This window comes from Rhodovibrio sodomensis (assembly GCF_016583645.1).
GTDB classification, from domain to species: Bacteria; Pseudomonadota; Alphaproteobacteria; order Kiloniellales; family Rhodovibrionaceae; genus Rhodovibrio; species Rhodovibrio sodomensis.
The window spans coordinates 22559-37285 of the sequence record NZ_NRRL01000043.1 but is presented as its reverse complement, the minus strand read 5'-3'; the positions used below and the strand labels follow the sequence as shown (position 1 = coordinate 37285).

Annotated in this window: 13 protein-coding genes; 7 read left to right on the top strand and 6 right to left on the bottom strand. The window is 71.0% G+C overall.

What is annotated here, in order from left to right; translation table 11 throughout:
* Positions 1-327: 327 nt before the first annotated feature.
* The 4 genes from CKO28_RS15010 to CKO28_RS14995 form a co-directional block, all read right to left on the bottom strand.
* Positions 328-912 (bottom strand): hypothetical protein, encoded by a 585-nt coding sequence (locus CKO28_RS15010; protein WP_200341614.1) that lies wholly within the window; start codon positions 910-912, stop codon positions 328-330.
* 2 nt (positions 913-914) lie between these two features.
* Positions 915-2057, bottom strand: coding sequence for a succinyl-diaminopimelate desuccinylase (gene dapE / locus CKO28_RS15005; RefSeq protein ID WP_200341613.1), 1143 nt, complete (start codon positions 2055-2057; stop codon positions 915-917).
* A gap of 21 nt (positions 2058-2078) precedes the next feature.
* Positions 2079-2936, bottom strand: a complete 858-nt coding sequence (gene dapD, locus CKO28_RS15000; RefSeq protein WP_200341612.1) for a 2,3,4,5-tetrahydropyridine-2,6-dicarboxylate N-succinyltransferase — start codon at positions 2934-2936, stop codon at positions 2079-2081.
* A gap of 138 nt (positions 2937-3074) precedes the next feature.
* The gene (locus tag CKO28_RS14995) at positions 3075-3824 is read right to left on the bottom strand and encodes a pyrimidine 5'-nucleotidase (RefSeq protein ID WP_200341611.1); all 750 of its coding nucleotides are present in this window, start codon (positions 3822-3824) and stop codon (positions 3075-3077) included.
* A gap of 278 nt (positions 3825-4102) precedes the next feature.
* Here CKO28_RS14995 and CKO28_RS14990 point away from each other — a divergent pair, with 278 nt between their 5' ends.
* From CKO28_RS14990 to CKO28_RS14980, 3 genes are all read left to right on the top strand, one after another.
* Complete coding sequence (locus CKO28_RS14990) at positions 4103-4891, top strand: bacteriorhodopsin-like (RefSeq protein ID WP_200341610.1); 789 nt, start codon at positions 4103-4105, stop codon at positions 4889-4891.
* 176 nt (positions 4892-5067) lie between these two features.
* Positions 5068-6270 carry a lycopene cyclase family protein gene (locus CKO28_RS14985; protein ID WP_200341609.1) on the top strand — a complete coding sequence of 401 codons (1203 nt, stop codon included), beginning with the start codon at positions 5068-5070 and terminating at the stop codon, positions 6268-6270.
* Positions 6267-7235, top strand: coding sequence for a Brp/Blh family beta-carotene 15,15'-dioxygenase (locus tag CKO28_RS14980; RefSeq protein WP_200341608.1), 969 nt, complete (start codon positions 6267-6269; stop codon positions 7233-7235). Before CKO28_RS14985 ends, CKO28_RS14980 begins: the two co-directional genes overlap by 4 nt.
* Positions 7236-7392: 157 nt before the next feature.
* Here the strand turns inward: CKO28_RS14980 and polA are convergent, their stop codons facing one another.
* Together polA and CKO28_RS28890 are read right to left on the bottom strand one after the other, a co-directional pair.
* On the bottom strand, positions 7393-10215 hold the full coding sequence (polA, locus tag CKO28_RS14975) for a DNA polymerase I (protein WP_200341607.1): 2823 nt from the start codon (positions 10213-10215) through the stop codon (positions 7393-7395).
* Between the two features lie 89 nt (positions 10216-10304).
* The gene (locus CKO28_RS28890; RefSeq protein WP_200341606.1) at positions 10305-10487 is read right to left on the bottom strand and encodes a zinc-finger domain-containing protein; all 183 of its coding nucleotides are present in this window, start codon (positions 10485-10487) and stop codon (positions 10305-10307) included.
* A 271-nt stretch (positions 10488-10758) separates the two neighbouring features.
* On the opposite strand from CKO28_RS28890, the gene CKO28_RS14965 reads away from it, so the two are divergent.
* The 4 genes from CKO28_RS14965 to trhA all read left to right on the top strand — a co-directional run bounded on the left by CKO28_RS14965 (position 10759) and on the right by trhA (position 14672).
* Positions 10759-11895: an ABC transporter ATP-binding protein gene (locus tag CKO28_RS14965; protein WP_200341605.1), complete on the top strand. Its 1137-nt coding sequence runs from the start codon at positions 10759-10761 to the stop codon at positions 11893-11895.
* A 373-nt stretch (positions 11896-12268) separates the two neighbouring features.
* Complete coding sequence (locus tag CKO28_RS14960) at positions 12269-13177, top strand: alpha/beta fold hydrolase (protein WP_242480582.1); 909 nt, start codon at positions 12269-12271, stop codon at positions 13175-13177.
* 181 nt (positions 13178-13358) lie between these two features.
* Entirely contained in the window at positions 13359-13835 is a 477-nt protein-coding gene (locus tag CKO28_RS14955) for a hypothetical protein (protein ID WP_200341603.1), read from the top strand.
* A 132-nt stretch (positions 13836-13967) separates the two neighbouring features.
* Positions 13968-14672 carry a PAQR family membrane homeostasis protein TrhA gene (trhA, locus tag CKO28_RS14950; RefSeq protein ID WP_200341602.1) on the top strand — a complete coding sequence of 235 codons (705 nt, stop codon included), beginning with the start codon at positions 13968-13970 and terminating at the stop codon, positions 14670-14672.
* Positions 14673-14727 lie beyond the last annotated feature (55 nt).

The window sequence follows — 14727 nt, the reverse complement described above, 5'->3', positions numbered from 1 at the left end:
AGACCACCTTCCGATTCGAGGCGCCGGCATGAGCCGGGGGCTCGGTTCGACAAGGAGAACATAGACGCGGCGGGGAGCTGAGCGAGCAACTCCGTCCCCGAGGTCCCGTCGCCGGGACGCGGGATCCCGCCAGGTCGCAAATCGGGGAGCAGGGCCAAGCCACTGCGCGTTCCTAGATTGACCGGCCGGTCCTGTTCCGGACCCCATACAGCAGCGGCCGATGCGCCGACTGCGGACAGAAGCAAGTCACCGGCGGCGGGGTTTTGACGAAAGGGGGTTGACCACCAGAGGCCCGTTACAGAAGCCCGGTTTACGGCCGCCTCGCCCTCACCCCGCCAGCGCGGCGTCGGCGGTGCTGGTGATGAACAGGCCGAGGATGAAGTCCAGGAGGGTCAGGCCGGCGGCCGGCAGGCCGTCGATCTGCAGAACTGTCCGGGTGACGTACCACTGGTAGATCAGCACGACCGCAAGCGCGACCATGGTGATCAGTGCGGAGCCCTGCGGCCCGCCGAAGCCGATCGCCGCCAGCAGCGACAGCGGCAGGTAGATCGCCAGCTGGATCACCTTCGACCAGTTCAGCGCGATCACGAACGGTACCCACCGCTCCGGACGCTGCAGCCCGTTGGCGAGGTAGAACATCGCGAGCGGAAACGCGAGCCAGGTGAGGACGTAGGCTTCCGTGTGGATCAGGAAGGTCGACGCCCAGTCGGCCGAAACCCCGCCGCCCGCCAGATGCAGGCCGACCAGCACGGCATAGCCGGGGGCGACCAGGACGGCGGCGAAGAAGGAGTTCCAGAATCCCGCGGCATCCTCGCGGAAGCAGGCCATGGCCTGCTGCGGGTCGCGCCGGAGCAGCCGCCAGGCGCCGTACAGGCCGGACAGCGTCTCCTGGGCGGGCGGGACCGGCAGCATGGTCAGCCGGTCTCCAGTAAACGCTTGAGCGCCGCCTCGTAGACGTCGGTCAGGCGGTACAGGTCGTCGACGCTGGTGCGCTCGTCGACCTGATGCGCGGTGGCGTTTCTCAGGCCCAGTTCGGCGACCGGGCAGGCGTCCTTGATGAAGCGCGCGTCGGAGGTGCCGCCGCCGGTACCGAGCTCCGGCTTGGCGCCCAGCACCTCTTCGCAGGCGCCGACCAGCGCGTCCGACAGCGGCCCCGGCGCCGACAGGAAGGATTCGCCGGTCGCCCGCACCGCCAGGGAATTGCGCGGGCAATGCCGGTCCAGGCGGTCCTGGATCCACCGCTCGATCGCGAAGGAATCCCACAGGTCGTTGAACCGGACGTTGAGGTTCGCGGTGACGTAGGCCGGGATCACGTTGGTCGCCGGGTTGCCGACGTCGACGCTGGTGACCTGCAGGCGGGTCGGCTCGAAATGCTCGCTGCCGTCGTCGATCGGGTCGTGCGCCAGGGCGTTCAGCGCCGCCGCCAGACGATGCAGCGGATTGTCGGCGTGCTGGGGATAGGCGGTGTGACCTTGCGTGCCGTAGACCGCGATGGTCGCGTTCAGGCTGCCGCGACGGCCGATCTTGACGGTGTCGCCCAGGCGCGTGCCGCTGGTCGGCTCGCCGACCACGCAGCAGCCGAGCTCGATTCCCCGATCGGCCAGCCAGCGCAGCACCTTGCGCGTGCCGTTGACCGACGGCCCCTCTTCGTCGCCGGTGATCAGCAGCGACAGCGTGCCCGCCTGCATCGGAATGCGGGAGACGGCGGCGACCCAGGCGGCGATCGCGCCCTTCATGTCGACCGCGCCGCGGCCGATCAGCTGGCCGTCGACCAGCGCGCCGGCGAACGGCGGCACGCTCCAGGCTTCGGGGTCGCCCGCCGGCACGACATCCGTGTGCCCGGCGAAACAGACGTTGGGGGCCGGCCCCTGGCGTTCGGCGTACAGGTTGTCGACCGGATCGGTGCCCGCGTCCTGGAACGGCAGGCGGGTGCACTCGAAGCCCAGCCGCGCCAGCATGTCGTGCAGCAGATCCAGCGCGCCGCCGTCGGCCGGCGTCACGCTTTCGCAGCGGATCAGCTCCTGCGCGCAGGCGACCGGGTCAAGCGGCTGGGTCATGACGGAACAGGTGGGGCCGTGCTAGGTGCGCAGCAACTCGTTGATCGAGACCTTGTCGCGGGTCCGCTGGTCGACCCGCTTGACGATCACCGCGCAGTGCAGTCCCGGGCCGGGCGACCCGTCGGGCAGGTTCTTGCCCGGCATGGTCCCGGGCACGACGACCGAATAGCTGGGCACGCGCCCGCGGTAGACCTCGCCGGTCTCGCGGTCGACGATCTTGGTCGACTGGCCGATGTAAACGCCCATCGAGAGGACCGAGCCCTCCTCGACGATCACGCCCTCGGCCACTTCCGCGCGCGCGCCGATGAAGCAGTTGTCCTCGACGATCACCGGGTTCGCCTGCAGCGGCTCCAGCACGCCGCCGATCCCCGCGCCGCCCGACAGGTGGACGTTCCGGCCGATCTGCGCGCACGAGCCGACGGTCGCCCAGGTGTCGACCATGGTGCCGCCGTCGACCCGCGCGCCGACGTTCACGAAACTCGGCATCAGCACGACGTTGGGCGCGATGAACGCTGTGCGCCGGACGATCGAACCGGGCACCGCGCGGAAGCCCGCCTGCTGGAAGTGCTTGTCGGTCCAGTCGGCGAACTTGCTGGGCACCTTGTCGAACCAGGCCGCCTCGCCGAACGTCTGGTCCTGCGGCCCGCCCAGGATGGTCTTGTTCGGGTACAGGCGGAACGACAGAAGAACCGCCTTCTTCAGCCACTGGTGAACCTGCCACGCGCCGTCGACCTTCTCGGCGACGCGGTAGGTGCCGGAATCCAGCCCGTCCAGCGCGAGCTCGACGGCGTCGCGGGTGACGCCCGTGGTGTCCGGCGAGATCTCGCCGCGCTGCTCCCAGGCCTGGTCGATCGCCTGCTGCAGGTCTTCGCGGTTCATGGCGGCTCTAAGCTCCGTGGCTGACGGTCGGTATCTCGGATCGGCGGGCGGTCGGGCGGGGTGGCGTCCGCCGCGCGCGAACAGGCGCGCGGCCGGGGCGCAAAACCGCGCGGACGATGCGTCAGCCGCCGGGGCCGGTCAAGCTTTCGCGACCTCGCCCGGGGCCCGGCCGGCACAGGCGTCGAGCCAGCCCGCCAGATCGCGCGTACGGTGGTGCACGAACGGCTCGTCGCCGGTGTATTCCAGGCGCGCCCAGGCGCTGTCGCTTTCCACCCAGACGGTGGTCATGCCGATCTCCGCCGCCGGGGCCAGATTGCGCGGCATGTCGTCGAAGAACACCGTGCCGTCCGGCTCGATGCCGTGCTGAGTCAGCAGGCGGTCGAACGGCTCGCGGTGCGGCTTGGGCGTGAAGCGGGCGGCGACGATGTCGAACACCGCCTCGAAGTGGTGGGCGATCCCGAGCCGGGTCAGCACGGCATCGGCGTGGCCGGTGTTGGCGTTGGTGTAGATCAGCTTGCGCCCGGGCAGACGGTCCAGCGCGGCGTCGAGCCGCGGGGCCGGTTCGACCGGCGACAGATCGATCGCGTGGACGTAGGACAGGTAACGTTCGGGGCTCAGCCCGTGCACCTGCATCAGCCCGGTCAGGGTGGTGCCGTAGTCGCGCAGGTAGCGCTTCTGCACCGCCCGCGCCTCGAGCGCGTCGAGCCCCAGATAGCCCGCCACGAACTCCCCCATGCGCCGGTCGACCTGGTCGAACAGACGGCAGGCGTAGGGATACAGCGTGTTGTCCAGGTCGAACAGCCAGACCGGGTCGGGCCCGCCCGGTGCCGACGCTTCGGGCGCTTCGGGCGCTTCGGGCGCTTCGGGCGCGGTCGTGCGATCACTCATCGTCCGCCAGATGCATCAGCGTGGCCCGATTTGCAAGTCCGCCCGCCCAAGCCCGACCACGTGCGCCAGGGGCCAGGTGCGACGGCGGCGCGCGCGACACCTGCGTCACGGTTGCTCACCTTAACCCACGTTACTCAGTTTTCCGACTTTAGGACTCCAAAACTTTATCGCCGGCGCCCACTCTCATTGCCGCGCTGCATGCCGCGCGTGCCGCCGGCTGCCGGACGATCCCGACCGCACGCGCGGCAATCGACCCGTAACGAGAGAGAGGCTGCACCATGCCGATCGAGCTTTCCGTGGGTCAGTACAATCTGGTCTACAACTTCCTGTCGTTCACGATCGCGGTGATGGGCGCCGCGACCGTGTTCTTCTGGTTCGGGCGCAACCAGGTGGCCCCGGCCTACAAGACGGCGATGACGATCACGGGCCTCGTGACCTTCATCGCGTTCTACCACTACTTCCGGATCGCGGAGAGCTGGGACGCCGCCTACACCATCGCCGACGGCGCGGTGCAGGCCACCGGCACCCCGTTCAACGACGCCTATCGCTACGTCGACTGGCTGCTCACGGTGCCGCTGCTCCTGATCGAGCTGATCCTGGTGATGCGGCTGCCGCGCGCCGAGACGGTCAAGACCGCAACCCGTCTGGGCCTGCTCGCCGCGCTGATGATCGTGCTGGGATATCCGGGCGAGGTCGCCACCGACGACGCCACGCGGTGGACCTTCTGGGTGCTCTCGATGATCCCGTTCGCCTGGATCGTCTACGAGCTGTTCATCGGCCTGACCAACGCCGTGAACAAGCAGCCCGCGGAGGCGCGCGGCCTGGTCAACGCGGCACGTTACCTGACCGTGGGGGCGTGGCTGTTCTATCCGATCGTGTTCCTGTTCCCGATGCTGGGCCTGACCGGGGCCACGGCCGAGACGTTCGTCCAGGTCGGCTACTCCCTGGCGGACGTGGTGGCCAAGGCCGTCTTCGGCGTCCTGATCTACATGATCGCGATGCGCAAGTCGGAGGCCGAAGGCTACGGCCCCCAGCCGAGCGGCAAGACCGCGAAGCAGGGCGCGTAAGTTCCTTAGACGGAGCGGGGCACGGCCGTCGTGCCGTGCCCCGCTCCGTCCTTCTCCCCCGAGCGAAGCCATCCCCTCTCCCTTGAGGGGAGAGCGAGGGGCCGCGCGATCGTCAGATCGCGTGGGAACCGCTGCGACGACCGGCGCTCCCCACACACCGTGACACGAGGTCCGGTATGACCGGTGACCAACCCCGCGAGATCGCCGTCCTCGGCGGCGGGCTGGCCGGGCTCAGCCTGGTGCTGCAGCTGCTCGACCACGGCGTCAAGGCGCGGATCACGGTCGTCGAGCCGCGCCACACCTACACCGACGACCGGACCTGGTGCTTCTGGGACACCGAAGACCATCCCTTCCGCCACCTGATCGCCGACCGCTGGCCGACTTGGCGGGTGCACGACGGAACGCGCGCGCACCGCTGCACCGGGACCTGCGCCTACGCCCGGCTGAGCGCGGGCGACGTCTACGCCCACGCACTCGCGCGCATTGCGCGGGCCCCGAACGTGCACCTGTGGCGCGGCACGCGCGTCCAGCGGCTGGACGGCCGGCGGGTCCAGACCGACGCCGGGACGCTGGCGGCCGACCTGGTCTACGACGGCCGGCCGCCGCGTCTGCCGGAAACGGCGAGCGGCACGCGGCTGCTGCAGCAGTTCGTCGGCCGGCGCATCCGGAGCGACCGTGACGTGTTCGACACCAGTGCGTGCGAGCTGATGGATTTCCGGCTGCCGCAGCGCCACGGCATCGCGTTCCTCTACGTCCTGCCGCACAGCCCGCGCGAGGCGCTGGTCGAGGCGACCGTGTTCGCCGCCACCCGCCTGCCCGCCGGCCGGCTGGACGGGCTGCTGGACGATGCCCTCGCCCAGCGTCTGCCAAGCGGCGTCGAGACGCTGGGCAGCGAGCGCGGCGCGATCCCGATGGTGCCCAACCTGGGCGAGCGGGCGAGCGGCCCCGGCGTGATCCCGATCGGCACCCGCGCTGGCGCGCCGCGCGGGTCGACCGGCTACGCCTTCCTGCCGATCCAGCGGCACAGCCGGGCGCTCGCCGCCCGGGCGGCCCGCGGCACCCCGGGCCCGGTCCGCATGCGCGGGCGGATCACCGACTGGCTCGACCGCGTCTTCCTGGCCCGTCTGATCGCCCGGCCGGACGCGGCCCCGGACGACTTCGGCCGGCTGTTCGCGGGCGTGCCCGCCGACCGCCTGGTGCGCTTCCTGATGGAACGCGGCGGACCGCTGGATCATCTGGCGGTCATGACAGCCCTGCCGACCGGAGCCTTTCTGCGCCACGCGGCGGCGGTTAGTCTCCCACGCGCGCTCCGGCCCCACCCCCGACAACGGGCGCCCGTCGCCGACGCCGATCCAGACAGCCCGGTTCCCCGATCATGACCCTTGCCGCCGCCGCCCAGATCCCCGCCAGCTGGCAACGCGGCCATCGCCTGGCCGCCCTGGGGCTGACGGCGGGGCTGTTGGCGGTCGGCCTGTGGGGGGCGCCTGGCATGACGGCGCAACTGGTGGTGCTGGCGCTCACGGTCGCGCTGCTCGGCCTGCCGCACGGCGCGGTCGATCATCTGCAGGGCCGCGCGCTTTTGCGCCCACGTCTCGCCGGCGCGTGGCCGGCGGGTTTTGCCGGGGTTTACGTCGGCGCCGCGGTGCTGGTGATCGCCGGCTGGGCGGCGGCGCCGCCGGTCCTGCTGCTGGCGTTCCTGGCGCTCGCCATTCTGCACTTCGGCGCGGAGGACGTGGAGCAGGACCGCCTGCTGGCGACCCGCGCCGGCCGGCTCGCGGAGGGGCTGCTGCGCGGGTCGATCCCGGTGGCCGGGCCGGTCCTTTTCCACCCCTCCGCGACCGGGCAGTTGTTCTCGCTACTGACCCCCGGCACGTCGCTGCAGACGATCTTTGCGGTGGTGCAGGCCGCGGCCCTGCCGGCGACGGTGCTGCTGTCCGGCGCCAGCGGGCTGATGATCTGGGCGGCGTGGCGCAACCGCGGGCTGCTCGCGGCCGAGCTGGGCGCGCTGCTGCTGCTGGTCGCCGTGCTGCCGCCGCTGCTGGCGTTCGCCGGCTACTTCTGCTTCTGGCATGCGCCGCGCCATTCGCTCAGCGTGATCGCCCGGATCGCGCCGCGCGACTTCCGCGACGGCCTGCGCCGCTTTACCGCGAGCGCGATCGCGCTGACCAGCCTGACGATCGCGCTCGCCGCGCTCGCCTGGATCCTGCTCGACGGCGGCAGCCAGCCCGCCCGGGCGAGCGTCCAGGTGGTGTTCGCCGGCCTCGCCGCGCTGACGGTGCCGCACGTCGGCCTGGCGATCGCGAGCGCGCGGGCGGGCTGTACCACTGACGACACGCCTAACTGATTCCCCTCCTCCAGTGGGAGGAGGGGCGAGGGGAGGAGGTTGCCGCCGCCCTTCGATGCCGCGGGCACCCGCCTCTCCCTAGCCCTCTCCTCCCATTGGAGGAGAGGGAACACGTTCGGTGGCGGAGAGAGGCGCGCGGTCCGCCCGCATGGGCGCCTCAGTGCGCCTCGGCCCAGGACTTGCCGGTGCCGGCTTCGGCGACCAGGGGGACGGCGAGGTCGACGACCGGTTCGGCGGCGCGCTCCATCACCTCGCGGACCAGCCTGGAGGTCGCCTCGAGCTCGGCCTCCGGGACCTCGAAAAGCAGTTCGTCGTGCACCTGCAGCAGCATCCGCGCCGTCAGGCCGGCGTCGTCGAGGGCGCGCGGCAGGCGGATCATGGCGCGCTTGATGATGTCCGCCGCGGACCCCTGGATCGGGGCGTTGATCGCCGCGCGCTCGCTGAACGCCCGGCGGCCGGGCTGCTTCGACTTGATCTCCGGCAGGTAGATCCGCCGGCCGAACAGCGTCTCGACGTAGCCGTGCTCCTTGGCGAACGACCTCTTGGCGTCCATGAACGCCTTGATCGCCGGATAGCGCTCGAAATAGGTGTCGATGTACTGCTTCGCCGCCGACTGCTCGATGCCCAGGTTCTGGGCCAGGCCGAACGGCGAAATGCCGTAGATGATGCCGAAGTTGATCGCCTTGGCCTGCCGGCGCACGGACGGGTCCATACCCTCGACCGGCACGCCGAACACCTCGCTCGCGGTCATCGCGTGGATGTCGGCATCCTCGCGGAACGCCTGCTGCAGGCTCTTCTCCTCGGCCATGTGCGCGGCCAGGCGCAGCTCGATCTGGGAGTAGTCGACGCTGAGCAGCGTGTGCCCTGGCTCGGCGACGAACGCCTGGCGGATCTTGCGCCCCTCCTCGGTGCGGATCGGGATGTTCTGCAGGTTGGGGTCGGTCGACGACAGCCGGCCGGTGCTGGCCACGGCCTGCTGGAAGGCGGTGTGCACCCGCCCCGTGTCCGGGTTGATCTCGTCCTGCAGGGCGTCGGTATAGGTCGACTTCAGCTTCTGGATCTGCCGCCAGTCGAGCACCCGTGCGGGCAGGTCGTGGCCCTGATTGGCGAGCGTCTGCAGCACCTCCGCGTCGGTCGAGTAGGCGCCGGACTTGCCCTTGCGCTGGCCCTGCAGGCCCATCTCGTCGAACAGGATCTCGCCCAGCTGCTTGGTCGAGCCGACGGTGAAGCGCTTGCCGGCCAGCTGGTAGATCCGCTCCTCCAGCTGGGTCATCCGCTCGCCGAAGTCGCGGCTCATCTCCTTCAGCACCGCCGGGTCGACCTTGACCCCGGCGCGTTCCATGTCGGTCAGCACCTGGGAGAGCGGGCGCTCCAGCGTTTCGTAGACGCTGACCATCTGCTCGGGCAGCAGCCGCGGCTTGAGCAGGGCGTGCAGGCGGAAGGTGATGTCGGCGTCCTCGGCGGCGTAGTCGAGCGCCTTGTCGAGCGCGACCCGATCGAACGTGACCTGCTGCTTGCCGGTGCCGGCGACCTCCTTGTAGGGGATCGTCTGGTAGCCGAGGTGGTGCTGGGCGAGCTCGTCCATGCCGTGGCCGTGCTGCCCGCCTTCCAGCACGTAGGACAGCAGCATGGTGTCGTCGATCGGCGTCACCTTGAGGCCGTAGCGGGCCAGCACGACCCGGTCGTACTTGATGTTCTGCCCGATCTTGAGCGTGCCCGGATCTTCCAGCAGCGGCTTCAGCGCCTTGAGCGCCGCGTCGAAGTCGACCTGGCTCGGCGCGCCCGTGCCCGACAGGTCGAGTTGGCCCGCGCCCTCGCCGGTGTGCGCCAGCGGGACGTAGCAGGCCCGCCCGGGCGCGGTCGCGAGCGAGACGCCGACCAACTGCGCGCTCAGCGCGTTCAGCGAGGTCGTCTCCGCGTCGAACGCGACCAGGCCGGTGTCGAACGCCTCGGCGATCCAGGCGTCCAGGCGGTCCTGGGTCTGGACCAGCTCGTAGTCCGCCTCCGCCGCGTCCGGGGCGGGCTGGCCCGACTTCTCGCCCTCCAGGTCCAGCCGGGCGAGCAGGGAGGTGAAGGCCTGCGCCTCCAGCCAGCCCTTGAGCACCTGCGGATCGGGATCGCGGGCGCGCAGGTCCTCCAGGGCGTGGGTCAGCGCCATCGCGTCGTCGAGCCGGACCAGCTGCTTGGAGATCCGCGCCTGGTCGGCGTATGTCTCCAGGTTTTCGCGGCGCTTCTTCTGCTTGATCTCGCCGGTGCGCGCCAGCAGGGTCTCGACGTCGCCGTAGGTCTGGATCAGCTCGGCGGCGATCTTCTGGCCGATCCCGGGCACGCCTGGAATGTTGTCGACCGAATCGCCCCACAGCGCCTGCACGTCGACCACCTTTTCCGGGGCGACGCCGAACTTCTTCTCGACCTCCTCGGGGCCGATCAACCGACCGTCCATCGGGTCCATCATGTCGATGCCCGGGCGGATCAGCTGCATCAGGTCCTTGTCGCTGGAGACGATCGTCACCTTGGCGCCCTGCTGCTCGGCCAGGCGCGCGTAGGAGGCGATCAGGTCGTCGGCCTCGTAGCCCTCCTGCTCGATCGAGGGGATGTTGAAGGCGCGCACCGCTTCCCGGCAGAGCGGGATCTGCGGGGCCAGGTCCTCCGGCATCTCCGGGCGATTGGCCTTGTACTCGGGATAGATGTCGTTGCGGAAGCTGTGCCCGCTGGCGTCGAAGATCACCGCAATCGCCTCGCGCTCGCCGATCTCGCGCAGCAGCTTCACCAGCATGTTGGTGAAGCCGTAGACGGCGAACGTCGGCGTGCCGTCCGGCCGGGTCATCGTCGGCGGCAGCTTGTGGTAGGCCCGGAAGATGTAGCCGGAGCCGTCCACCAGGTAGAGGTGGCGGACGGCCGTGTTGCCCGCGGCCTGGCTACCGCCGGTCTCGGCCGGTGCGGGGCCGTCCGCCTGCTGGGCGCTGCTGTCGCTCGCCATGACGCTGTGCGCTGCTCCGCCGGGTGCGATGGATGCGATGGACCGGATACGATGGCTACGCTAGCGGGTCGCGCGCGACCCGGCGGCACCTAGTGGCCGTGGCCGACCTTGGCGCCTTCCTTCAGGATGTAACGGCGGCCGCAATAGGGGCAATCCACCGATCCGTGGCCTTCGATCGTGAGGAACACGCGCGGATGGCCCAGCGCGGGGTTCGGGCCGCCGTCGCAGGCGACCGTCTCGGTCTCGACGTAGACCGTCTCGACTGGCTGCATGAAGGCTCGTGTCCTTACGCTCTTGTAGGGTGCGCTCTCGTGAGGTTATTCGACTGTCCGCTCTGCGGCCCGCGCATGGCGGGGTCCGCCGTCCGGCCCGGGGGTCCGCGTTGACCGGGTGCGCGGGCGATGATAGCGACACCACGCCCGCGATCAATCGCCGCTGTTGCCCCAGTCGCCTGCCCCCCGTCGCGCCCGCGCCAGCCGCCGCCGCGGCAACCCGCCGGCCGGCGCGGCTTGAAGGCGACCGCGCGTTACCCATTTGGTGCACATGCCCCGCGATCACGACCGCCCGACAGATGCCCAGCACCGGACCGGCGCCCAGCGCCCGACCGGCGCGCCGGAGACGCCGGCGCAGGGCAACGTGACACCCTATCCGAGCGCGTCCAACCCGGTGGCCGACACGGCCGGCGCGGCCAGCAGCCGCGACAGCGCGGACCTGCCCGAGTACGCGGTCGAGGTCAAGGCGCTGGACAAGACCTACCGCGCCAGCGGCCAGGGCGCGGCGAAGAAGGCGCTCACGACCGTCGACCTGAACATCCGGCGCGGCCAGCTGTTCGGCCTGCTGGGTCCGAACGGGGCGGGCAAGTCGACGCTGATCAACATCATGGCCGGCCTGGTCCACAAGACCGGCGGCACGATGAAGCTCTGGGGTTACGACATCGACCGTTCGCCGCGCCAAGCGCGCTCGGCGATCGGGATCGTGCCGCAGGAGCTTAACATCGACCCCTTCTTCACGCCGCGCGAGCTGCTCGACCTGCAGGCGGGCCTGTACGGCGTGCCCAAGACCGAGCGGATCACCGACGAGCTGTTGGAGATCATGGGCCTGACCGACAAGGCGGAGGCCTATGCCCGCACGCTGTCGGGCGGCATGCGCCGGCGGCTGATGGTCGCCAAGGCGATGGTGCACGATCCGCCGATCCTGGTGCTGGACGAGCCGACGGCCGGCGTCGACGTCGAGTTGCGCCGGCAGCTGTGGCGGCACGTGCGCCAGCTGAACCGGCGCGGCACCACGATCCTGTTGACCACGCACTACCTCGAGGAAGCCGAGGAGCTGTGCGACGAGATCGCGATCATCAACCACGGCCAGGTGATCGCCTGCGACACCACGCCGGACCTGCTCAAGCGCCTGGACACCAAGGCGCTCGCGCTCAAGGTCGCGGAAAACGTCGACGCGGTGCCGGCCGCCCTGCAGCCGTTCCAGCCGGAGCTCGACCGGCACGGCCGGCTGGTGTTCCGCTACCGCGCCAGCGAGAGCCCGGTGGCGCAGATCCTGGAAGCCGTGCACACCGCCGGCCTGACGATCGTCGACGTCTCCACCGAAGAGACCGATCTGGAGGACATCTTCCTCCAGCTGACCTCCCCGAGCGAGGCGGATGACAGCCAGGACGCCGCGGCGGCGTCGTAACTCGCGGCCCGCGGGCGCGCGGATGCCCTTGCTGTCCTGTCAACGCGTCCAGTCCGTCTTCCGGCGGGTCCAAAACGGCATCGCGTTAGTGCGCACAGCCATGCGGCGCGTCCCCTCTCCGCCAATGGGGGGAGAGGGACAGGGAGAGGTGGCTCTGCAGACCGCCCGAAGCCTGGCACGCCGCACACCTGCACGGCCGCGGCAACCTCCTCACCCTAGCCCTCTCCTCCCACGTGGAGGAGAGGGGACCCGCCGCACTGCCCTGCACCTTCTCTCCATCGCCCTGCTGCTCATCCTCGCGGCCTGCGCACCCCGCACCGTGCCGCCGGGCGAGGCGACGCAGGCGCCGCGGCTGGCGGACGACGCGCTGGTCATGGCCGACGGTACGCGTCTGCCGGTCGAACGCTGGCTGCCGGACGGCGATCCCGAAGCCGTGCTGATCGGCCTGCACGGCTTCAACGATTACGCCCACGCCTTCGCCATGCCCGGGCGCTGGTTCGCGCAGCACGGCATGGCGCTCTACGCCTACGACCAGCGCGGCTTCGGGCGCACCGAGCATGCCGGCCTGTGGCCCGGCACGCAGGCGCTGGTCGCCGACCTGCGCACCGCCGTCCGGCTGATCCGCGCGCGCCACCGGGACACCCCGATCTATCTCTTGGGCGCGTCGATGGGCGGGGCGGTGATCCTGGCCGCGGACGGGCGCGGCGGTCTGGCCGGGGTCGACGGGACGGTGCTGGCGGCACCGGCGGTCTGGGCGCTCTCGGAAATGCCGTTCTACCAGCGCGCGGCGCTGTGGCTGAGCGTCCACACCGTGCCGTGGATGCGCCTGTCGGGCGCGGGGCTGGACCGGCTGCCGTCCGACAACATCCCGATGCTGCGTCGGTTTAGCCAGGACCCGCTGGTGATCGGCGAAAGCCGGGTCGACGCGATCTACGGCCTGACCCGCCTGATGGGCGAGGCACTGGCGGCGGCGGAGGCGCTGCGGCAACCTACTCTGGCGCTGTACGGTCGGCGTGACGAGATCGTTCCGCCGGGGCCGATCGAGAAGCTGTGGCGGCGGATGGCCGGGCGGCATACCCGGGCGCTTTACGACACCGGCTGGCACATGATGCTGCGCGACCTGCACGCGCCCAAGATCTGGGCCGACATCCGCGCCTGGATCGCCCAGGGCGGCCGAGGCCCCCTGCCCTCCGGCGCCGACGCCAGGGCCGAGGCCGCGCTGGACAACGGCGGCATCGACCCGCTGCCGCGGCCCGAGCGGATCCGCGCCGGCGTGCAGTAGCGCGGCGGATCGTGGGCCGGCGGATCGCGGCGCGAGCGCGCAAGCTCTCGCTCACGCGCCGTCACAGGGTGGTGAAGTGTGATCCCGCACGTCGCTCGGGTGCGCGGCGATGGCACATGGCTCGGGCGAGACGCCGGGGCTTGCCCGGCAAGCCCGAAGCAAACCCAAGGGAGGTTCCACCATGTCCATCGCCACTTTCAGCCACAACGCCCGGATCGACGGCCGTACCGGCGCGGCGCTGCTGATCGCCGCGGCCGCCGCGCTGGTCGCCTGGGAAATCTTCGCCCGGGCGATCGCCCCGGTGTGGATCGGCGGGCCGCTGCAGCCGACCGGGCTGGTCAAGAGCCTGTTCGCCAACGTCCTCGGCCTGCCGGTCGGCCAGGCGGCCGCGCAGGCGGTGCACCTCGCCACCGGCCTGCTGGTCTACCCGGCGGGCTACCTCGCCGCGACCCGGATCAAGAGCCTGGGCTGGGCGGCCGACGGCGCGGTGTTGGGCGCAGCCACCTGGTTCTTCGCCCTTGGCATCGTGGCGCCGGTCTCCGGCCTGCCGTTCCTGCTGGGCGTGGGCGCGATCACCTGGGCCGCGCTGGCCGGCCACCTGATCTACGGCCTGGTCGTGACCGGCGGGTTCGCGCTGGCGCGCAAGCGCCTCGGCTGAGCGCCACCCCGGATCGATGCCAAGCCGGATCGACGCCACCCGGGTCGGCGGCATCCAGCCGCCGGCCCGGTTTGTGCGCCGACGCGCGCACCCTTCATAAACCCGCCAGCGACACGTATCCTGCCGCCCGCGATGCGCGATCCGGCCGCCGACCCGCAACCCGACAGTCCCGCGCCCGGACGGCGCGACCGCGGGCTGACCCGCCGGCAGGCCCAGCTGGCCCGCCGGGCGGATGCCGTGGTGCACCTGCTGGGCGTGCCGCTGGGCCTGATCGCCGCCGCCGTGCTGCTGGGCCGGGCGGCGCTGCAGCCGGGCACCGGCGCGCTCGCCTGGCTCAGCCTGCTTATCTATAGCGCGACGCTGGTCGCGATGCTGGCGTTCTCCGCCGCCTACAACATGACCCGGGCCGCGCACCGGATCGAGCGGCTGCGGGCGATCGACCACGCCACCATCTTCCTGCTGATCGCCGGCACCTACACGCCGTTCATGCTGGTCAAGGTGGGCGGCGCCTGGGGGGTCGGGTTCACGGCGTTCGTCTGGGCCTGCGCGCTCGCCGGGGCCGGTCTCAAGATCGGCTACCCGCGCCGGCTCGAGCGGCTGTCGATCGCGCTCTACCTGCTGCTCGGCTGGAGCGTGGTGATGACGCTCGACAGCCTGATCGACTCGGTCGATCCGGGGCCGCTGTGGCTCCTGCTGGCGGGCGGGGTGACCTACACCGCGGGCGTCGGCGTCTACGTCATGAAGCGGTTCACCTACCACAAGGCGCTCTGGCACCTGTTCGTGCTGATCGCGGCCAGCCTGCACTACCTCTCGGTCAGCTCCGCGGTCCTGGGCTGAAGCCAAGACAACCGGGGCGCGACGGGTTACAGTCCCAGCCCAGCCGCGCTGCCGA